Source organism: Rubripirellula reticaptiva (assembly GCF_007860175.1).
In the GTDB taxonomy this organism is placed as follows: domain Bacteria; phylum Planctomycetota; class Planctomycetia; order Pirellulales; family Pirellulaceae; genus Rubripirellula; species Rubripirellula reticaptiva.
Genome location: NZ_SJPX01000003.1, coordinates 783,373 through 803,905 on the forward strand (window position 1 = coordinate 783,373; position 20,533 = coordinate 803,905).

General features: G+C 53.1%; 11 protein-coding genes. 2 read left to right on the plus strand and 9 right to left on the minus strand.

The window, feature by feature from the left end:
• Positions 1-108: 108 nt before the first annotated feature.
• The 6 genes from Poly59_RS15825 to Poly59_RS15850 all read right to left on the minus strand — a co-directional run bounded on the left by Poly59_RS15825 (position 109) and on the right by Poly59_RS15850 (position 12,620).
• Positions 109-1,725, minus strand: coding sequence for a sialate O-acetylesterase (locus tag Poly59_RS15825; RefSeq protein WP_146535049.1), 1,617 nt, complete (start codon positions 1,723-1,725; stop codon positions 109-111).
• Positions 1,726-1,808: 83 nt separating this feature from the next.
• Complete coding sequence (locus Poly59_RS15830; protein ID WP_146535333.1) at positions 1,809-5,249, minus strand: family 43 glycosylhydrolase; 3,441 nt, start codon at positions 5,247-5,249, stop codon at positions 1,809-1,811.
• A 57-nt stretch (positions 5,250-5,306) separates the two neighbouring features.
• Entirely contained in the window at positions 5,307-7,409 is a 2,103-nt protein-coding gene (locus Poly59_RS15835) for an arylsulfatase (protein ID WP_146535050.1), read from the minus strand.
• Positions 7,410-7,579: 170 nt separating this feature from the next.
• A complete protein-coding gene (locus Poly59_RS15840) occupies positions 7,580-8,746 on the minus strand; it encodes a XylR family transcriptional regulator (protein WP_186776295.1) in 1,167 nt (388 codons plus the stop codon).
• 228 nt (positions 8,747-8,974) lie between these two features.
• Positions 8,975-12,136, minus strand: a complete 3,162-nt coding sequence (locus Poly59_RS15845) for a glycoside hydrolase family 2 TIM barrel-domain containing protein (protein WP_146535051.1) — start codon at positions 12,134-12,136, stop codon at positions 8,975-8,977.
• A gap of 205 nt (positions 12,137-12,341) precedes the next feature.
• Positions 12,342-12,620: a hypothetical protein gene (locus tag Poly59_RS15850; protein ID WP_146535052.1), complete on the minus strand. Its 279-nt coding sequence runs from the start codon at positions 12,618-12,620 to the stop codon at positions 12,342-12,344.
• A gap of 146 nt (positions 12,621-12,766) precedes the next feature.
• Between Poly59_RS15850 and Poly59_RS15855 the strand changes: the two genes are divergently transcribed.
• Positions 12,767-14,353 (plus strand): sodium:solute symporter, encoded by a 1,587-nt coding sequence (locus Poly59_RS15855; protein WP_246151686.1) that lies wholly within the window; start codon positions 12,767-12,769, stop codon positions 14,351-14,353.
• Positions 14,350-15,753 carry a sulfatase-like hydrolase/transferase gene (locus Poly59_RS15860; RefSeq protein WP_146535054.1) on the plus strand — a complete coding sequence of 468 codons (1,404 nt, stop codon included), beginning with the start codon at positions 14,350-14,352 and terminating at the stop codon, positions 15,751-15,753. Before Poly59_RS15855 ends, Poly59_RS15860 begins: the two co-directional genes overlap by 4 nt.
• A 342-nt stretch (positions 15,754-16,095) precedes the next feature.
• Here the strand turns inward: Poly59_RS15860 and Poly59_RS15865 are convergent, their stop codons facing one another.
• From Poly59_RS15865 to Poly59_RS15875, 3 genes are all read right to left on the minus strand, one after another.
• Positions 16,096-17,070 (minus strand): alpha/beta hydrolase, encoded by a 975-nt coding sequence (locus Poly59_RS15865; protein WP_146535335.1) that lies wholly within the window; start codon positions 17,068-17,070, stop codon positions 16,096-16,098.
• Between the two features lie 205 nt (positions 17,071-17,275).
• On the minus strand, positions 17,276-19,162 hold the full coding sequence (locus Poly59_RS15870; RefSeq protein WP_186776296.1) for a sialate O-acetylesterase family protein: 1,887 nt from the start codon (positions 19,160-19,162) through the stop codon (positions 17,276-17,278).
• Positions 19,163-19,442: 280 nt separating this feature from the next.
• Positions 19,443-20,483, minus strand: coding sequence for a fatty acid desaturase family protein (locus tag Poly59_RS15875; protein WP_146535056.1), 1,041 nt, complete (start codon positions 20,481-20,483; stop codon positions 19,443-19,445).
• Positions 20,484-20,533 lie beyond the last annotated feature (50 nt).

Genomic DNA, 20,533 nt, shown 5'->3' on the forward strand with positions numbered 1-20,533 from the left:
GCCCATTAATCGAATCGCAAAGCGGCCAGTGTCACGATGACGCTGGCCGTTTTTATATACGCAGTTCGATAAGATCCGATTAGCGATCGAAATCTTCGATGTCAGAAATCACTCGATCGCGAGCTGGGTGTCATCGCTTCGAAAGGGGCTGGCCACCAGTCCTTCTTGATTTACAAGATTTGGGTTTTCTGGATTGTTGGACCACGCATAGCGAACGTGCTTGATTGAGGCGACCTGCGGCGAGGAAACAACGACTGAATTGTTTTCGATCGCCGCATCTGCATCGACGAACGAAAGATCATTGCCAGCGACTTGAAAATGACGCAGTGGTTTTCCGTCGAGCGATACCAGGCCACTGCCGATGTGGTCAAAAGAAACCGTCGCTCGATTACCGTCAATCTTGACGGAATTGAATACCGGACCTGAATAGACGATCTCTTCGCCATATTCGTTGCCTCGGGCGAACAGGGCGAGCCGTTGTCCCACTGGCATTTTATTTCGAGGATGAATGTCCTTGGGGTCGCCCACGTCGATCGTCGTGACCATTCCCGTGTTTTTGCCTTCCTGCCAAAAACAAAGCATCTGTTCCCGAATGATTGGCCAACCCTCCGGATGCCCGTTGGCATAGTTCGGAAGTTGCACAAGATAGAAGGGGAAGTCGTCTCGCGATTGATCGGTCGATAAGCCGCTCGCTGTGTACCAATCGGCTCGCCAGTCTTCGACCAAGGCGAGCATCAGGTCTTTGTACTGGGAACAAAACGGTGGGCGAGAGTTTGCTTCGCCTTGATACCAGATCGCACCCGCGATGGCGTACGGTTGCAGTGGCGCGATCATGGCGTTGTAGTGACCGGATGGTCGTTTCACGTGATCACGATGCAGCGGTTCTCTGGGAGCTTGTCCTTGCACAGGTTTCTTCGCGATTTTCGCCGCCCGCTGCTTTGCCGCCCAAGCTTTCTTTTGCGTTTCGAACTTCTCGAGACTCTTGTCACCGTTACGAACGATCGCATCCCAGTGGATCCGCGTCACTTCGGCTACGGGGTCGCTATTGTAGGTGGCGGAATTGATCCACGAGTAGGCATTGGTCCCGCCGTTGGCGGACTGAATCAAGCCAACGGGAACGTTGCGATCGCGATTGAGTGCTCGGCCAAAGTAGAAAGCTGCCGCGGAAAAAGCCGACGCAGTCGCCTCGTCGACCTTGCTCCACTGTGCGTTGACGCGGTCGAGCGGCTCGTCCGAACCTTTGACCGGAACGCGAAACAGTCGCAGCGTGCTGAACGAATCCTTTGCCGCGATCTCTGCCTGGATGGTTGCATAGTCTGTCGAATTGCGAACCGGGGCAGCCATGTTGGACTGGCCTGAACACAACCAAACTTCACCGACCAAAAGATCCGCAACCGTTACCGATTCGTCACCGCAGTGAACACGCAAATCTTGTCCGGCGGCATTCGCGGCGATCGGTTTCAAATACGCCATCCACTTGCCCGCTTCGTCACTGACCGCCGACACACTTTGCCCCGCAAACTCGACGGCAACCGTTTGCCTTGGCTTTGTCGTTCCCCAAACAGGAACTTGCTGGTTCTGCTGAATAACGCCGTGGTCCGTAAAGAGCGGATGCAAATGCAAGTCGGCGGCTGAAACCGCGACACAACTGAACACGGATAAGACAACTGCCAAAACGCTGGCTAAGCCGCGAGTCTGGCTGGTTCGAAGATCTGGATTCAACATGCGAGCACTCTCGGTGAAAGTATGGGTAGAACAGGCTGTTAGCCTATTCGACGACAGCAGTGAATGCAGGATAGCAGCTCACATCATGACGAAAATTTCTGAGCTTCATCCGGGCCGGGCGTTGCATACGCAGGGTCTTTGGCTCGAATAAAAACTTCGCCATTTTCGAGCACGCGAACATCGAGCGGAACGATCGTGACGCCTTGTTCGTTAATCGTTTGTGCGTTGTCGCCAATGTCGCGTTGTTCGATTCCTTCGCGCGGCAGCGGTGGAACATTGGCGTTGAAGAACGCGGTACACCACCATTTTCCATCCTTGTCTTGGAAGGGAGTTCCGTGTCCCAGGAATCGACCAGCGAATCTACGCGGGCCGTAGGGACCGGTGATGTTGTCGGCGACGCTGTAGTAAAGATTGTACGATCCCTTGCGTCCCTGATCGGTCGACCAGGCAGTGCCCAGATGCACGTACTTGCCGCCCACTTTGATCATCGTTGCGCCTTCGTGGCCGATGCGGCGGATCAATTCACCGTCGGGGCCTGGGCGAGTGTCCGAGGGATCGATGCGAACTGGCTTGCCCGTGTACTTCGACAAGTCCTCATTCAGTGGGGCAACGAAGGTATTCCCCCACAGCATCCAGACGCTGCCGTCATCGTCAGTAAACAAGGACGGGTCGTGCCGCTCGCCCATCGCACCTTGCATGGAATGCGTCCATGGCCCGGACAAATCTTTGCCGGGCGAGAGCGCCAGGCTGGAAACTTGTTTCGGACAATGAACGAGCGCCCAGCGACCGGTTCCCGCTAAGTTTGGCATCCAGTGAACCTCGGGAGCCCAAATGCGTTTTGCATTCGGACTGTTGTTGCGATTTTCTTGCTTCAGCAAATCTGAAGTTGAAAACACAGTGCCGAGCGATTCCCACTTTGTGAGATCCTTGCTTCGGTAGACGCGAATCTGATTCCCAACGATGCTCTCGTCGCCCAACCCAATATTGTATGGATTGATGGCTTCGCGGGGGTCACCTTCGTTTGGCTGAGTTCCGGTCAGGTAATAAAAACCGTCAGGCCCAAAAGTGATGTAGGGATCGCGTATCCAACCGGACTTAATGTACAGCGCTCGATCATGTGCTTTTAAACCCGCCCGAATCGTCGCGGCATCCATCACAGGTCCCGGCTTGCGATCTGTCTTTTGTTCAACAAACGCAGAATTAGGAAACTGATCAGCCTTCGCGGCCTTGGTGGCAGATTCAACCTTCGGTTGTTTCTGGAATAACGGTTCGTGCAGTTTTGCTAGTTCGTCAGCCGGAATCTTGATGACCTTTCGGTCGTAGGTCATCAAACCATTGATCTCGCCTTCGACGTCGGTGGTCTGCGTATAGACGCCCGCCGCGATGCCTTGCTGCCGCAGATCGTTCAGCATATTGATGGACGTGACGTAACGAGATTTGTACTCGGCTTCGTCTTTGGGAATGTCACCGTAACCCCAGTTGCGACGATTGGCATCCCAAAGGTGTTCGTTCACCGGAAAACCATGGCCGCCAAATTCGCCGATCACTTTGATGAAGTCATCGAAGCGACCGTTGGAATTCAGTTCAAACGGAAATCCCGGATGTGGGTAACGATGTTCGTCGACGATGTCACCAGCCGGCCAGAAGTTACCGCCGCTGGCGACATTGACGATACGCGAAGGGTCGCGTTGGGAAGTCCAATCGCCGACTTCGATCGTTTGATGTTGGCCCCACGCTTCATTAAATGGCGTCCAAACCATGATCGATGGATGATTCTCAAGCGAGCCAATCATCTCCTCAAATTCTGTCATGAACTGTTTGTGCTGCATTGGTGGCCACTTGGCATCAACCGGATCGGGCTTCAACCGAGTCCACTCGGGCCAACCTTGATTGCGTCCTTTTCCACCACTGACTTGGTCCTGCCAAACCATCATCCCCAACCGATCGCAGTGGTAGTAGTAGCGTCGCGGTTCGACCTTGATGTGTTTGCGAATCATGTTGAAACCAGCACTCTTGAGCCACTCGATATCGAATAGCATCGCTTCGTCCGATGGCGGGGTCAGCAGTCCGTCCGGCCACCAACCTTGATCAAGTGGCCCCCAGTGGAAGATGATTTCGCCGTTGAGCGTGAATCGCCAATTGCCGTCGGCGTCTTGGACTTTGCCGACATCACGAATACCGGCGTAGGACGCGACGCGATCGATTACTTTGCCGGAATCATCACGCCATGTCAGTTCGACGTTGTAAAGATGCGGTGATTCGGGCGTCCACAACTTTGCATCCGGTACGGCGACGGTAATTGCATCCGAACCGGACGATTCGGCAACTACCTTCTCGCCGTCTTTCACAACTACCGTTGCCATGCCCCGATCCGTTGCGATTGGCTTGACGGTGATGCTGCCGTTCTTTGCATCGGTCGAAACTTTGACGTCGTTCAAGTGATTGGCGGGCACTTGTTCCATCCACACCGTCTGCCAAATTCCTGAAACCTGCGTGTACCATATGCCGCGAGCATTGATGACTTGCTTGCCGCGAAGTTGCCATGCCTCCGTTGCGTCTTCCACGCGAACCATCAAGGCGTTTTCGCCGTCTTCCAGCGCATCGGTCACGTCGAACGAAAACGGAGTATTGCCACCAACATGCTTGCCGACGGTTTTTCCGTTGACGAAAACTTCGCATTGATAGTCGACCGCTTCGAAATTCAGCAACCAGCGCTGACCATCCTGTGTCGTCGCATCGAACGTGCGGTGGTACCAAAGCGCTTCGGTGGCATCGAGCAAACGCTGCACGCCGCTGAGCTTCGATTCCAAACTAAAGGGAACCAAAATCTTTCCGTTCCACTTTGACGGAACTTCGCCTTCCTTGATCGAGGTGACTGCGTAATCCCAGTTGCCGTTCAGGTTTTTCCAGTTATCACGCTTCATCTGCGGACGCGGATATTCCGTCCAAGCATTCTCCGCGGTGACCTCGTCACCCCACTCGGTGATCAAGTCCGATACAAATGGTTTCGTACTGCGCTGTGTCTCAGGCAGCGTCGGCACGTTATCAGCGTCAACCAAGTGAACGTCGATGAACTGGCCACCGGTTTTTTGGCTGCAGTGAACTGCCATTAGGTTGCTGCCGGACTTGATCGCTGCCTGCTTGCCAGCGGGAATCGGCACAACTTGGTAGTCGGATGTGAATCCTTTCAATGTCGCGACACTCTTGCCGTTCAGATAGACCTCGACGTCCTCATCGTGGTGAATAAGCAACGCTGGTTTTGCAGGGACTTTTGCAAGATCAAACGACTTCCGTAACCAGATACTATTCGTTGACCAAGTGGTACCGACTCGCGATCCCGGCGTATCCTGGACGCCGAATCCGCCGCTTCCCTCTGTCCAAGCGGCGTCGTCAAAGTCTGACGCTCGCCAGCCATCTGCCGGTTTACGGAGTGTATATTTCCATGTGTCGACGATTTCCTGAGCGGAAATTGAACGGCACACCAGAAAGAGAGAGAAAATCAAGACTGAAATTCGTTGGATCATTGGAAGCGTCTTTGACTTGTAGTATGGGCTGCTGACACGTGGTACGTGGTACATGATTTAGCGTTGTTGTTCTGGGTTGGTAGCGTGCAACGCGTGGCGGAGGACTACTCCATTGAACGGATTTGGAGACTTGTAGTCGCCGGCTGATGTTCTTTCGTCTAAGCCGATGCTGAGATCGTCGATTGGCTGTACTGGAATGAGTCCGTGTGACGGCTGGCTGATTGAATCGCCTCCGTCGACTGACAACGTCATTGTGTCCGTGGAAAGAGTTGCAGTGAGTGTGATTGTTCCCGAAACAGGATCTTCGGCGAGCAGTCGTTTGACTTTCCCGTTGATGCGAATATCAAACGCTGGTTTGCCATTGATGAAGTGCAACGCATAGCCGTGTTGGTTGCCGCCATGCGCGAGCGCGACTCCATTGGGCGATTGTGATTCGACCGTCTGTTCAAGTCTTAGCATGCGATTTGCGATCTGTGGTGAGTCCGTCTTCAAGCTGCGAACGTTGTCTTGCGGTTTCCAGATCACACCAACTCGCCGTGCCCACGCGTCCCAGTCCGCAGTCATCTTTTTAACTCGTTCAGGGTCTTTTTCAGCCAAGTCATTCATCTCGCAGCGATCTTCGGCCAAGTTGTACAGTTCCCACTTCAACTCATGCGGCATTCGCTTGGCGTAGACTGCTTTCCAGTCACCTTGGCGGATAGCGTGGGCAGCTTGATGGTCAAAGCCAATGGTTCGGTCCGGCAACGATTCACCCATGAATGCCGGAAGCAGGCTTTTGCCTTCGAGCGGCGTGATTCGGTTTCCCTTGAGCTCTTGCGGATACGTTGCCTCGGCTGCATCGATCAGTGTGGGAAGAATATCCATCAGGTGCGCTGGATCACGCACCCACTTGTTCGGTTTGCCGATTCCTTTTGGCCAATGGGCAATGAACGGAGTGCTGATGCCACCTTCGTGCGTAAAATGTTTGTAGAGTCGAAACGGGGTGTTGCCAAGATTTGCCCAGACGCTTCCGTACGACTGGTGGGTGCCGCGCTGACCAATCTCGCGAATTTTATCACCCGTCCGTAAAGTTGTTTCGCCACGGCGAGACTGCCCATCAAATCCAAACGGCCCCCATTCGTAACACGCTCCATTGTCGCTTAGGAACAGGATCAACGTGTTGTCGAGGTCGCCGGTTGACTTCAAATGCGAAACAAGTTGGCCGACGCCGTTGTCAACGCCTTCGACCATAGCGGCGAAGATTGCCATGCGTCGTGCGAGATCAAGTTGCCGGTCTTCTTCAAGCGAATCCCATGCCGGGTTTGGCTCGCCAGAAAAGCCGTTTGCGATCGCGGATTTATCGACAGGGACGATCGACCTCGGCGATAACTTCCAATGATCGCCATCGACCAATCCCAATTTTTGCATTCGCTCAAAACGTTCTTCACGCAATATGTCCCAGCCGCGACGATAGACCTCGTCGTACTTGTCGGCTCGCTCGGCGGGAGCCTGAACGGGGAAGTGCGGAGAAGAGTGACCGAGAAACAAAAGCCACGGTTTTTCGCTCTTCTGGCCCTGCTTGATGAACTCAATTGCGTAGTCATTGAAAACGTCTGTCGCATAGAAGTCGTCCGCCGAAGCATCGATTTCTTTCACCCGGTCCGCCGGCAAACGCTCGTAATACTCTGCATCGTATTGGTCATGCGAATGATCAAACGTGTAGCCATAAAATTCGTCGAAGCCGCGTTTGATCGGTCCCGTTTCGTGGTGCATGTGCCATTTGCCAACGTAGTAGCAATTGTATCCGGCTGGCTTCAGTACTTCTGCGATCGTCGCACAGTCGTCTCGCAGTCGGCCCTGGTATCCCGGTCCGCGATCCGGACTGGGTTGGCTAGTTGTGAAGTCGCCAATCCCAGCCTGTGTCGGATAAAGTCCCGTCATCAACGAAGCGCGACTTGGACAGCACCGCGCCGAGTTATAGACCTGTGTCATCCGCACGCCAGCGTTTGCCAACGCATCGATATTGGGCGTGCTGATTTCGCCGCCATAACAGCCAAGATCTGAATACCCCAAGTCATCAGCCAAGATGACAACGATGTTTGGTCGTTCTGCGTAACTCAGGCTGCCAGCCTGCAGCAAGACGAATAGAATGAGGCGGGTAACTTGAGCGAGACTCATCATGTTTTGTTTTCGCCGAGAACTTGAGTGCTTAACCCCAATTGTGCAGCCATCACATCAAACCACGCGGCTTAGATTTGCGAGGGCAAAGACGACTTAGGATTTCACTTCGAGAGACTCATTTTAGGCCCGCTGCTCAGCATCGCAATGAGAACGCCCGGATTGAGTGTAAGCTATTTTGTCACGCTGGAAGTCGGTTTAACCTGCTGCCTAAATTGTCCTGGTGTGATGCCCAGAACGCGTTTGAAAACAACGTGCAGGTATTCCGGGTGGTCAAAACCGCAGAGAAAGGAGATCTTTTCGATCGACAGATCGGTGGTCAGAAGCAACTCGCGAACCCGTTTGACTTGGACAAACCGTATTTCCTCTTGAGGCGAACGTCCGAGATATTTTCTCAGCTGACGCTCCAGCGTGCTCCGTGACACACTAGCGTTCGCGGTCACTTCGTCCACGGTGATCCCTCGGCAGGCATTTTCACGAATGAGCTTCACGGCCGCCGCGACGGCTGGATCATCAATGGCAACCACATCCGTTGATTGACGGGTGGCTACGCCAAGCGGTTCAAGTTGGTAATCAAACACGGTTGCATTTCCGCTGTCCATCATTTCGGTCAACAACTCGGCCGCTCGATATCCAATACCTTCGGCGTTCGGGATGACGCTTGAAAGCGGTGGCGCACAGATACGACAGAGCAACTCGTCATTGTCGACGCCGACTACAGCGGCTTCTTCTGGAACAGACAATCCAGCCGTTGAGCACGCGTCGAGTACCTGCGTGCCGCGAATATCGCTGCAAGTCATGATGCCAAATGGACGAGCAAAGGTTTTCAACCAGCTAACGAGATGCTGTTGTTCGTCTTCCCAACTGCGAGCGGATCGACCGTACCATCGCGAGTTGTAGATATCGCAGGAACAGCCCGCCTCATGTACCGCTTGTGCGAATGCCTTTTCCCTTCGGTGTGACCACGCTTCACCACGAAAGCCACAGAATCCGAAACGTCGAAATCCGCGTTCCAATAAATGGTCGGCTGCCATGCGTCCGATCGCCGCGTCGTCGGAGCGAATACAGGGTAACGTGATACCGTCTTGGCGATCAGTCAACTCGACAAGCGGAACCTGCGTGGCTTGTACGGCGGCCACCAATGCGGGAGTCGTCGCGCGAGAAATGACTCCGTCACCTTTCCAAGTTGCGATCCAAGATGGTGGTTTCTTCGTCAGATCACGCTGCTCAAGAAAAACGGACCAGTCATCATGCATTCGCATGAACCGAACAATGCCCGAAAGCAGGTCCCGTCCGTAAATACTGGAGGTTTCGATAATGAGTGCAACGCGTCGTCTCATGAACTGAATTCTATCAGTTCAGGAAAGTTGCATTGGTCGGTAACAAACGGCATCTTTGGGCGGGGTTCGTTTCGATTAATTTCATAGGATGAACCGTCGCTTTTGACCGAAGGATCAACCGCGAAGCAACAGATGACTCGCATTTTGCTCCGTAGCAACAATTGGCGGGAAACGATCTGCTAACGCATTTTCGCGCGACGGGCTAGTCTTCATCGCGATCATTCAAAATCATTCGGTCGCTTCCAGTTGAAACTCGTACTGATAGCTACCGTTTGCCTTGATGCGATACTGTTCGTGCGGAAGGGCTCCCCAAGAATTATCGCCCGCGAGACCTCGTTGCAGATAGTCAACGTTCACGGTGAACAGGTCTCGCTTTGGAATCTGATACGCATGCTTGTGCGTCTCGAGATCCGACATCAAACATGGGTAGGCGCTGGCTTGTAGCAGCGAATCACCGATCGCTGAAACTCGCACACCTGGTCCAGAATCCGGTGTCCACTCCATCCAGCGGACGTCCGTGCGATTGCCCGACTCTTGTGGCTCTGCGTATTCATAGACCAATTCAGCTGTGGGCCGCTCGAAAACGCCTACCCAAACTCCTGATTTGCGGTCGCTGTATGACTCTTCGGGGCCATTGCCGAACCAACGACAGGAATCCAAGTTCGTTGCAATCTGACACTGCATTCCGATGCGAGGAAGCTCTGGCAACTGGCCCTTCGGATCGACAATGACTGAAACTGCCAATCCACCGGATTCGGTCAATCGGTATGCAAGTTCCCCGGTTGTCTTTCCGGCCGGAATGCTCAAGGCATATCGCACGGTTGGAGTTCCGTCCTGCACGTCGGCCGATACCAGCTTCGCGCTCGTGTTCTCGCCCGCCGATTTCCAGACCCCGCTGTTACTGGGCATCTTGTTGCCCTTGTCATTGTCAGTTGGCGGACGCCAAAAATTCAGGTGCATCGGCGCAACCAGCATCTCGGTCCCGCGATGTTTCCAGCTGGTCAGTTGTCCGGTTGCGTTATCAAACCGGTAGATCGACTCGTTGCCGGAAAGAGTCGTCGCAGCGTCTGTTCTTGCAATCTCACCACTGCCCAATTTCGGTTTAGGCGCGACCGAATTGCCCGAGATCTTGAACTGATCCCAAGCCACAACGTGACCGCGTTTCGCCCATTCGGTGTCTTCGGTCAATCGCCATTCGATTCGGCAATGCAGTTCTTCGTCCGTTGCAGGTATGTTCAGTTTGACGTTCATGGTCTCTGTCTGTTGCGGACCAACAGCAGGCGCGACTGCGGTCAACTCTTCGATAACGACACCCGATTTCCGCAGCGACACCACGGGCTCGAGGTGCGACAAGTCGATGAAGTTCGACTCGTTGAAGACCTGGACGTCAAATTGTCCCGAGACAACCGAAGTCGCTTGCTTCGGTAAACTAACGTGAACGTTCTGGTAGACTTTGAAGACTTCGGCCGCTTGTGGATTGGGCACTCGGTCGGCATCCACAATTCCGTTACAGCAAAAATTGTCGTCGTTGGGTTTATCGCCGAAATCGCCGCCATAGGCCCAGAATTCAACAGAACCTCGGTCTGTGTCTTTCTGCTGACGCAGTCCTTGGTCGACCCAGTCCCAAATGCATCCGCCCTGCATCAACCGCTCACTGCGAAACAACTCCCAGTAGTCAGCAAGGTTGCCGGATGAGTTGCCCATCGCGTGTGAGTATTCGCACTGAATCAGGGGACGTTGTTCGTTGAGCGGTTTCGATTTTTGTTCGCGACAGTATTCCCGGCATCGCTGCATGGTCGCGTACATCGGCGTGAACATGTCCACGTGCGACGCCTCTTTGCCTTGTTCGTAGTGCACGGGATATTTGACTGCCGCGTCTTCATGCAACCACTTAGAACAGGCTTGGAAATTGACTCCATCACCCGCTTCATTTCCCATCGACCAAACGATGATCGATGCATGGTTCTTGAATGCACCGACCATGTTTTTGACTCGGTCCAAGTGTGCAGCTTGCCAGGTTGGATCCTTGGCGAGTGATTCTTTGCCATAGTGCATCCCGTGCGATTCGATGTTTGCTTCGCAGATCACATAAAGTCCGATTTCATCGCACAGTTCGTAGAAACGCGGATCGTTCGGATAGTGTGATGTTCGCACCGTGTTGATGTTCATTTGCTTCATCAGCGTGATGTCCCGTCGCATCATTTCCTCGGGAACATAATGCCCGGTATCGGGATCGTGATCGTGGCGATTAACGCCTTTGACAAGAATCGCTTGTCCGTTGATTTGAAGTTGGCCTTCTTTGATCTCGGATCGTTTGAACCCAATGTTCTGGGCATAGTGCGAGATCGGCTTTCCGGCAAATTCCTGGCACGTGACCAGCAGCGTGTAGAGCTGCGGATCTTCGGCACTCCAAGGTTTGACCTCGAACGGAAGCGACTTTAGCGACAGCGAAGCGTTGCTCGTTCCGGTGGTCGCCGAAACATCGATTGACTTGGTGAAGAGCGATGTAGCATCAGGATTGCCTTTGCCCCCTTCAAGAATCTCGACGACGACCTTCAATTCCGATGCCTTCTTGCTGTAATTGGCAATCAAGGCGTTGACGTCGAGGGTCCCTGTTTTGTAGTCGTCGGCCAAAGAAGCAACAACCGTCAGGTCAGCAAGATCGATCGCCGCAAGGGATGTCAGATACACATCGCGAAAGATTCCCGACAGACGCCAAAAATCTTGATCCTCCAAATATGATCCATCACTGTAACGATAGACTTCGACCGCGATCAGGTTTTTGCCAGGTTGGACGAACTTCGTTATATCGAACTCGGCCGGCGTTCGAGAGTCTTGTGAATAGCCGACTTTCTGTCCGTTTACCCAGAGGTAGAAAGCCGATTCGACACCGTTGAAAGTCAGGTGGGTTTGTCGTCCTTCCCACGATGCCGGCAAGTCAAAGGTGCGACGATAGCTGGAAACAGGATTTCGTTCGGTGAACGTCGTAAAGTCCTCGGGTGGAGTATCCATCAATCGCGGCGGCGACTTTTGAAATGGGTACGTCATATTTGTGTAGATCGGGGTACCATAACCCAGCAGCTCGACATTGGACGGAACTTTGATCGAGTCCCAGTCCGCGTCGTTGAAATCTTGTTCAAAGAAACCCATTGGCCGTTTGTCAGGGTGGTTCACCCAGTTGAATTTCCAATCACCGTTGAGCAGTTGACACCATGGCGATTCGAGACGCTGAGTTGCGATGGCTGAACCACGAGTCGGAAACGGCATCTTTACTGCGTGCGATTTCATTTTGTTGACACGAAAGACCGATGGGTTTTCCCAGTCATTGGCCAAACAGACGGTCCCGATCAGAGCGAGGACAGCAAAAGGAAAAACTCTAAGTTTTGTCATGGAAGCTACTTGGGCGAATAAATGGGCGCAAATGGTATGCAGCGATAAACAGGAGGATCGAGCGAATCGGCCTGTTAAAGTTGCGTTTTGGAGGTGGGACGCCGATGCGAATTTTCGGTCAAACCACAATTCTAACTTGTCTGATCGACCGTTTCGAATTTTGATCAAATTCGGCGGGAAACAACGTCATATGAGCGTCTGGCTTTTATACCAAATGACGCAGGGATGTCGTCGGCGTGCAAGGAAAGAAAACGATCCGAACAGTCACAAATTCCATCGAGACGTCGTTTCGCAGATGGGTGTCGGCAGGATAGACGCAATCCATCGATGGCGGATCAATCAAAGCATCGAGCACGATCTCGATCGCTTTTTCGCGTTCGCTGCAACCTGTTTTGGTCATCGCTTGCAGGTGCAGGTGCAGGTGCAGGTGCAGGCCAACGCGAAGGTGTTGGTTCGCCCGAATGACGTCGGTGCCTGTGTTCATTGCTTGCACTGCAAAAATCTATCGACTAGAACCGACTGACTTTTGATCATGACGCGTACCGTCAAGGAAGTGAATCGAATGTTGTTGTAAACCCGGCGAGAACAGGTCGAGAAGTTTTTGAATAGGATTGGTGTTCTGTGATCGCAGTGGTGTTTTTTAACGGTGTCGACTGGGCGGTTCTGATTGGCTATTTCGTTGCCATCATGTCGTTGGGCTTATTCTTTTGGCGACGAAACAATTCGGCCGACGAATTCACCGCGGGTGGCAGGACCCTGCCGGGATGGTTATGCGGCTTGTCAATTTTTGCGACCTACCTGAGCAGTATCAGTTATCTGGCGCTGCCGGGGAAAGCGTTTGTCGACAATTGGAACGCATTCATGTATTCGCTCGCGCTGCCGTTTGCAGCATTGATTGCGGTTCGGTTTTTTGTGCCGTTGTATCGCAAATCAGGTGAGATATCGGCCTATTCGTTGCTAGAAACGCGATTCGGTTTATGGGCGCGAATCTACGCGAGCAGCTTTTACTTGCTGTATCAGATCGCTCGCATCGGTGTCGTGATGTACCTGATGGCGTTGCCGATGGCGGTACTGTTCGGATGGGACATTCGCACCGTGATTCTGTTCACCGGTGCGATCGTCACGGCTTATTCCTTTGTGGGCGGGATCGTGGCGGTGATTTGGGCAGACGCGATTCAGGCGGTCGTGTTGTTGGCGGGAGCCTTGCTTGCGTTAGGAATCATGTTGTGGGGAATGCCTGGTGGTCCTTCGGAAGTGATTGCGGTAGCCAACGAGAGCGGCAAGTTCTCGCTGGGCAGCACGTCTTTGTTTGACGTGTCAGAGCCAACCGTCTGGGTCGTACTCGCGTTCGGCTTGTTCGATAACCTGCGTAACTTTGGCATCGATCAGAGTTACATTCAACGCTACATCGCCTCGAGCAGCGACCGCGAAGCAGCGAAAAGTGTTTGGTTGGGATCGATGTTGTATGTTCCCGTCAGTGCTCTGTTCTTGTTCATCGGATCATCGCTGTTTGCGTTTTACGAGAGCCATCCTGCGGATACGCAGGAGGTTCGAATCATTGTTGCCGAGCAGAAGTTGATGCAGGCAGGCATTTCGTTTGATGCGGCAGACTATCAACAGCGACTTCAGGAAACCGCCGCAAAACTGACTTCCAAAGATTTGGGCGACCGAGTGTTCCCCCATTTCATCGCGGCGCATCTGCCACAAGGTGCACGTGGTCTGCTGATTGCTGCCGTCTTCGCGGCGGCGATGAGCACGGTTTCGACGTCGCTCAACTCGTCGGCCACTTTGGTGATGAGTGATTTCTACAAGCGGTTGTATCGTCCGTTGTCAAACGATCAACAGGATGTTCGCGTGCTTCGTTTTGCGACCATTGGTTGGGGAGCGATGGGGACGATGATGGCGCTAGCGCTGGTGCGTTTGACCGAAAGCGCACTTGATGTTTGGTGGTTGCTGTCGGGCGTTTTGGGCGCCGGGATCATTGGATTGTTCCTGCTCGGGTTGATGGTTCCTGCGATCCGAAGCAAGCGTTCAATCTGGGTGCTTGCGTTCGGGATGCTGGTGATCGGATGGATGGCTGTTTCAAAGAGCGACTACTGGCCCGAATCGCTCGATCAGTTCACCAGCCCATTTCACACTTTCTTGGTGATCGTGATTGGACCTTTGGCAATGATCCTCGCTGGCTGGCTAATTGCCGATCGAAGGAGCAGTGCATGATGCGTGGTTTGACGTGCCGGTTTTTTTTAAGTCTTGTCGTTCTGCAGACGGGGTTCACGGCGGCGATGGCCGACGAGCGTGATCCGTCAAGGCCGCCCAATGTGATTTTGATTTTGGCAGATGATCTTGCCGTCGGTGACTTAGGCGGTGGAGACGGCAGTCCGTCGAGGACGATGCATTTGGATCGTCTGGCTGAGCAAAGTGTGCGTTTCAATCAGGCCTACAGCGCCTCATGTGTCTGTGCACCGGCGCGTGCGGCTCTATTGACCGGTCGGTACCCGCATCGCACGGGCGTAGTAACGTTAAACATGAACACGTATCCGGTGATGACTCGCCTCCGCCGCGATGAAGAGACCATGCCCGAACTGCTGCGTCGGGCAGGTTATGTGACTGGGTTGATCGGGAAGTGGCACGTCGGTTTGGGAGACGGCTTCCACCCGCTCGATCGTGGCTTTGACGAATACGAAGGTTTCAGTGGGTCGAGCGACGTCGGTTACTATGAGTATGCGTTTGATGTCCAAGGTAAAGTTCGGCGTGTCGCTGATCGATACTTGACCGACGATTTGAACGATCGAGCAATCGAGTTTGTAAGGCGCCATCGAGACCAGCGGTTCTTTCTGCATTTAGCGCACTACGCACCGCATCGGCCGCTGCAAGCGCCAGCCGAAATCATCCAGAAATATTCTGATCATGGGTTCGACGAATCGACATCGACGATCTACGCGATGATCGAAGTGATGGACCACGGGATTGGAAGGTTGCTAGAAGAGCTTGATGAGTTAGACCTTGCCAAGGAAACGGTGATTGTGTTTGCCAGCGACAACGGTCCGGACCCACTGACTGGTGTACGATTCAACCACCATCTACGAGGCACCAAATACCAAGTCGATGAGGGTGGGATTCGTGTGCCTCTGTTTGTTCGCTGGCCAGGTGTGTTTGCCGCTGGCGAGCGAAATCAACAGGTTCACTTTGTTGATCTGCTACCAACGCTTCTGGACTTCACCAGAACCGATACTGTCACGACTGCAAACCCGCTGGACGGAAAGAGTTTCGCACGAGTGCTTCGTGATCCGTCTGCTGACTTTTCGCCGACGCGTTTCTGGCAATGGAATCGAGGTCGGCCAAATTACACTCACAATGCTGCCGTTCGCGAAGGCAAGTTCAAACTGGTTCGCCCCTTTGTCACGCGAGGCAGCAAGATTCAAGATTCGACATTGCCAGCGGAACTCTATGATTTAGATTCGGATCCAACCGAGTCAACGAACATCGCTGCTGAACATCCTGATCTGGTGCAGCAGCTCGGCGGCAAACTGCAACGGTGGGCCGATGATGTGGAGAAGGAACGAGTTCGGCCTGAATCAGAAAAACGTCGCGATGATTTGCCGTTAAAGATTCGTTAGATCAAATCGGCTGCGATTGCTCGCTGAAGTTTGCGGATCCCGCTAGAACAAATATTCGAGAGTATTGAAAAGGAATCCAGGCTTTGTTTCACGTCGGCGGATAGAACACCGCCATCAGAATAAAGAAACACGGGCGAGTTATGATCGTCGCAGTAAAAATTTCCGTTCGCGAACTCGCGGGGAATTAGGAGCAAGCGGTTCAAGAAAACGATGCAAGCCAACAAAAACAACGCGAGCTTCTGGGACCTGTCGTTTCTAGAATCAATCCCAAAGAAGAATCGCTTCAAACAGGCTAAAGCCGCTTGCAGAAAAATACTACCGAGCGATCAGAGCTGTCGGCGACTACTTGTTGCTCTTAAGTGTCGCGATCAGATAATCGGTTGACGTGGCGTGCTCGACGTTTGGCGCATTGGGGTAAATAAGTTCGCAATCGATGCCCATTTCGATGCAATGTTGCTGTAGCTTTACTCCAAAGTTGGATGTGTGCGTTGGGTCCTTCTGATTCTTGCCAAGTGATGGAGGGCTGCTGTACCACAAATAGACGCCTGGATCATCTTGGCTAACCAGCGCGTATGGTGAGTACTCTTCGATCCAGGGTAAAATGCTTTCGCGGTCGGTTAGGAATTCGGCAAAGTTCTTTTTGCCGAATGCATGCCCTCCGTATTTACTGTTGGGCGTCAATTGCTTCATCTGTTTTGGATCGAGAGTCGTTTGTGCACCAACCACCGCCGCGCACCACAGTCGACTTGATTGTCGGGCGACCGGGTCATCGCTTTTGGAATCAGCCAAGTCATCGTGAAAAGCCAACCACAGGCTGGAGCACGCACCCGCCGAACCACCAGCGGCACCAATGCGGTCCATGTCGATGTTCCATTCGGATGCTTTTGTACGGACAAATTGCAGTGCTCTAGCGGCATCGTGCAGCGGGGCTTTTACTGGGGGCATCATATCGCCCGCCTGTCGAACGTATCGGTAGTTGATTGCCGCGACGGAAATGCCGGCTTCGAGTAGTGAGGAAACATTCACGAAACGATGAACAATTTCTTTGCTGCCGCCTGTCCAACCGCCGCCGTGAATCACAAACACCAGAGGCGTTGGCGTGTCCGATTCAGCCTTCCAAAAGTCAATCACATTGCGGTTGTGATCGCCGTACTTGATTTCGGTCAACGTTGGTTTAGGAACTGATTCGTCATACGCTGCGGGGGTCTTAGGCGATTGCGTCTTCGGCGGCGAGGTCTTCTTTGCGTCTTCGTTCGTTTGAGCGGACGCAGATACAGAGACGATCAGACCGAGCAGGACACAGACGACGGTTTGCATTGATCGCACGATTGTTCTCACTATGATTGGATGTCGTTTCATTGAATTGGCTTCGTTCAAGATTTTCGGCGTCGCAGAGTCTATCGCAGTTGAACTTAGTTTTTCGAAATCACTGGAGCCTTTTTGTGGCTGTGCAGCGGTGTCGCTAGGATTGAAGAGTGTCGCTTAAGCAATCGGGGATTAGCGCCACGACAAATTTTGAGTTCTACTTTTCGGCATTTGCATTTAGCAGGACCTTGGCTTCGTGCTTTCGACGATCAAGGTCTTGTTGCCGGAGTGCTGCTTGAATTTGTTGCTTCTGTTTTCGATCAAGCTTTTCAGGAATCTCGTTAAAAATTCCCATCGGTATGGATTCGAGCGGCCAGTCGTCGCTGCGCTGGGTCGCGAAGGGGATGTCTGTGATTCGGTCCGCTTGCAAATTGCCTAGTGGACTGCGCGCCCATGCGTACCGATAGTGAACCGGACTTGGCACCATAGAGCTGCTTAGAACCAACGAGGTCGTGTCAGACTTTGGCTTACCGCGATCGTCTTTGCCTATGACGAGATGCGTTGCTTCGGCGGGATGGAACCTGCGATCCTCGCCCGCGATCGCAAAGCCTAGGATTGGTCCACCGTCGTCAATCGCGCTGGCTGGTTCATCAAGCCGCAAAACGATTCGTCCATCATCGACCTTCATATCGACAACGATTGGAGGCTTCCAGCGAATCGAATTGGAAAATCCATACTGTGTCGCCAATGCCCATCGCGAGATTCGCTCGCCCGCTGGGATCTTTTGCTGGGGGTGATACCAACGGCGCCGCAGATCGTAGGTGCTGGTGAAGCCAATGTTCTGGTCACCGGCTTGATAGAAATCCAGGAAAGTCTTGTACTGGGCTTCGCGAATGAAGGGCCCCGCATTCGACATCATTTCAGAGAAATTGTCGAGCGTCTGGACGGGGCCTTCCGTACACAGCGATAGGATTCCGAACGGCAACTGAGGATCGTTAAATGCGGCACGCCAAGCAGTGATCATTTTCGGAAATAGTTGCCGATACATCACCGCACCCGGAGTACCGTCAAAGCAGTTGTTGTATCCCTGGTGAAAGATTGCACCTTTAATTTGCAATCCAGCGATAGGCGATATCATGCTGGCGTAACAGTTGCCGGGCCGGTTGTGGTCGAGTGCGGGGCCAGGACGTAAATCAGTTGGCACGGTTTCGTTGGAAGGCATTTGCTTGCCTTCCTTTTCAACACGAGCGACTTTGCTGCGATAGTTTTCGATGCGACTATCGAGGTCAGCTTTCGCATCCCAGTCGGCAACCTGCTTGTCCCACCGGGCAAGTAGGTCTGTGACTTGCTCGGTTTCCACTTGTCGCAACACCGCGTCGGGTATCCAAGTTTCCACCGTGGTTCCACCTCGCGACGCATCGACGACCCCGATGGGAACTTGAGTTGCCATGTGGATGCGGCGTGCGAAAACGTATCCGATCGCAGACAATTCTCGTGCGATTTCGGGCGAGCAAACGTCCCAATCGCCTTTGCGGTAGTGGCGGCCGAACCATTGGCTCCATTCATGCAGTCGCGGAAATCCCTTTCGATCTTCGAAACCGTTCGCTGCAGGAACCGTTAGGATTCGGATGTTTGTGTAGTTCGCTGAAACAATTTCAAGTTGGCCATTTTCGATTCGGTCCAACGGAAATTCCATGTTGCTCTGGCCACCAAGCACCCAGACGTCGCCGACAAGAATATTGTCAAGCGTTAGAGTCTGCGTCTCGCCGGTGACCTTCATTTCGCCAGGCAAAGATCTGGCTTCCATCGCCGGCAGTTCAACTTTCCATGATCGGTCCTCGGCGGCAATTCCGACTTGTTTTGCTCCGCCGAACTCAACTGTGACCTGTTCACCGGGTTTGGCCCATCCCCAAATGACCATTGGCTTGTCTCTCTGCAGAACCATATTGGTTTGAAAGACGTTGCTAACACAAAGGCCATTGCTGATCGCTGGGATGTCGATGACGTCTTCGCGAGGCATCCGTTTCGACCTGTCTTGCGATGACGCCGATTTATTCGTCAAGAAGACCAGTGCAAAAGCAAGAATGGCTGCGGTTCGAATCATGGTAAATCCTGTTGGATGTTCAATGCGGCGTCGCATGCGTTCAATCCACGTCGGAAGCGAGGGCGCTTGCTGCGTCAACTATCATACTTCGGATCAACGCCAGCAACTGCCGCGTGCCGGCTTCCCCGAACCGTAAGAACGTCAAGAGCCACACCAACAACTCGCATAAACGCGTTTCCAAGAATGGAGACGCAAAGGATGACTGGAATCGTTTCTGCGACTTCTGGAAAAGTGCTGCCTTCCCATGGTGCGTTCACTTGCAGGAAGTAGACAATGCCTTTTATCCGGGGGAAGCGGAACCCTGGTCCCAGCGTGAATTTTCCACAAGCTCGCGGACGACCGAGAACCAACTTGGATATACCGTTGCTCGATAGGCTGAGTCCTTCGGCAATTCGGCCATCAACCGCCGGTGGGCAATCCCTAGGTTATGGTAAGGCAGTCTGGGGAACAGGTGGTGCAAGCCGTGATAACGCATTCCTAAAGGAAACAGCAATTCAGTGAAAACGGTTGTGCCTGTCACATTCGCCGAGTCCAAAACTTGATCGTCGTGCGATAAAGGTTGCCCGTGCGAAAGATATCGATGAGCCGCCAGCGTGCGTATGTGGTTCAATCCAAGCGCAAAAGCGGCGAGGCAATAAAGCTGAGGAAGTCGTGTCCACTGTGTCACGCCTGCAATCACGCACGCAAAAATCGCCCATGCGCGGATGCTGCACGCGAGATCCATCAGTGCCCAAGTGCGTAGCGGCGCACGCGGGGGAATCATCCGACAATACTTGAAATCGATGACGAACGAGGATGCATGCTGAAGTGTCCAGAGTCTCAATCGGGGATGCAAGAACGTAAGGGGGGTTAACAGGAATCGCAAAGTCACCAATATCGGTTGCAGGAAAATCTGAGCAAGAAATACCCCGATGGACCAATGCGATGACGCTGCAAGCGGCAGGTACTCGCCATCGTGATCGGTCCCGTAGTGTCTCGCGTTGTGATGGTCGACGTGGCTCTCGTAAAAGAACGTTGGCGTTAACATCGGAATCCCAGCAAGCAGATTCCAAACGATTCTAAAAGTTCGCATTTCCCTGGATCGGAAATGAACGATTTCATGCATGAAGGAAGCAACGCGATAGAGTCCGCAGCCAGCGATCAAGAAGCTAATGATCTGGGTCGCCGATAGCATAGATGCGCTAAAGTATACCGCTGCTGCACCATAGGCGACTGCTAGGCTGAACAAAAAATCCGTCCAGTAAATTGCCGCATTGTGATCGAAAAGGTCCGCCACGATCTTGCGAGAACTGACAGAAATCGGTTGGTGGTTTTTACACATGTTAGACTCGTTTTGAAGCTAGCAAGTTGCCCGCCACTTTGTCGCGCCGG

What these genes read in the sequence shown, in the direction of transcription:
- Poly59_RS15825 (WP_146535049.1), bottom strand. Translation starts at nt 1,725, where the DNA reads ATGTTGAATCCAGATCTTCGAACCAGCCAGACTCGCGGCTTAGCCAGC.
- Poly59_RS15830 (WP_146535333.1), bottom strand. Translation starts at nt 5,249, where the DNA reads ATGATCCAACGAATTTCAGTCTTGATTTTCTCTCTCTTTCTGGTGTGC.
- Poly59_RS15835 (WP_146535050.1), bottom strand. Translation starts at nt 7,409, where the DNA reads ATGATGAGTCTCGCTCAAGTTACCCGCCTCATTCTATTCGTCTTGCTG.
- Poly59_RS15840 (WP_186776295.1), bottom strand. Translation starts at nt 8,746, where the DNA reads ATGAGACGACGCGTTGCACTCATTATCGAAACCTCCAGTATTTACGGA.
- Poly59_RS15845 (WP_146535051.1), bottom strand. Translation starts at nt 12,136, where the DNA reads ATGACAAAACTTAGAGTTTTTCCTTTTGCTGTCCTCGCTCTGATCGGG.
- Poly59_RS15850 (WP_146535052.1), bottom strand. Translation starts at nt 12,620, where the DNA reads ATGAACACAGGCACCGACGTCATTCGGGCGAACCAACACCTTCGCGTT.
- Poly59_RS15860 (WP_146535054.1), top strand. Translation starts at nt 14,350, where the DNA reads ATGATGCGTGGTTTGACGTGCCGGTTTTTTTTAAGTCTTGTCGTTCTG.
- Poly59_RS15865 (WP_146535335.1), bottom strand. Translation starts at nt 17,070, where the DNA reads ATGCAAACCGTCGTCTGTGTCCTGCTCGGTCTGATCGTCTCTGTATCT.
- Poly59_RS15870 (WP_186776296.1), bottom strand. Translation starts at nt 19,162, where the DNA reads ATGATTCGAACCGCAGCCATTCTTGCTTTTGCACTGGTCTTCTTGACG.
- Poly59_RS15875 (WP_146535056.1), bottom strand. Translation starts at nt 20,483, where the DNA reads ATGTGTAAAAACCACCAACCGATTTCTGTCAGTTCTCGCAAGATCGTG.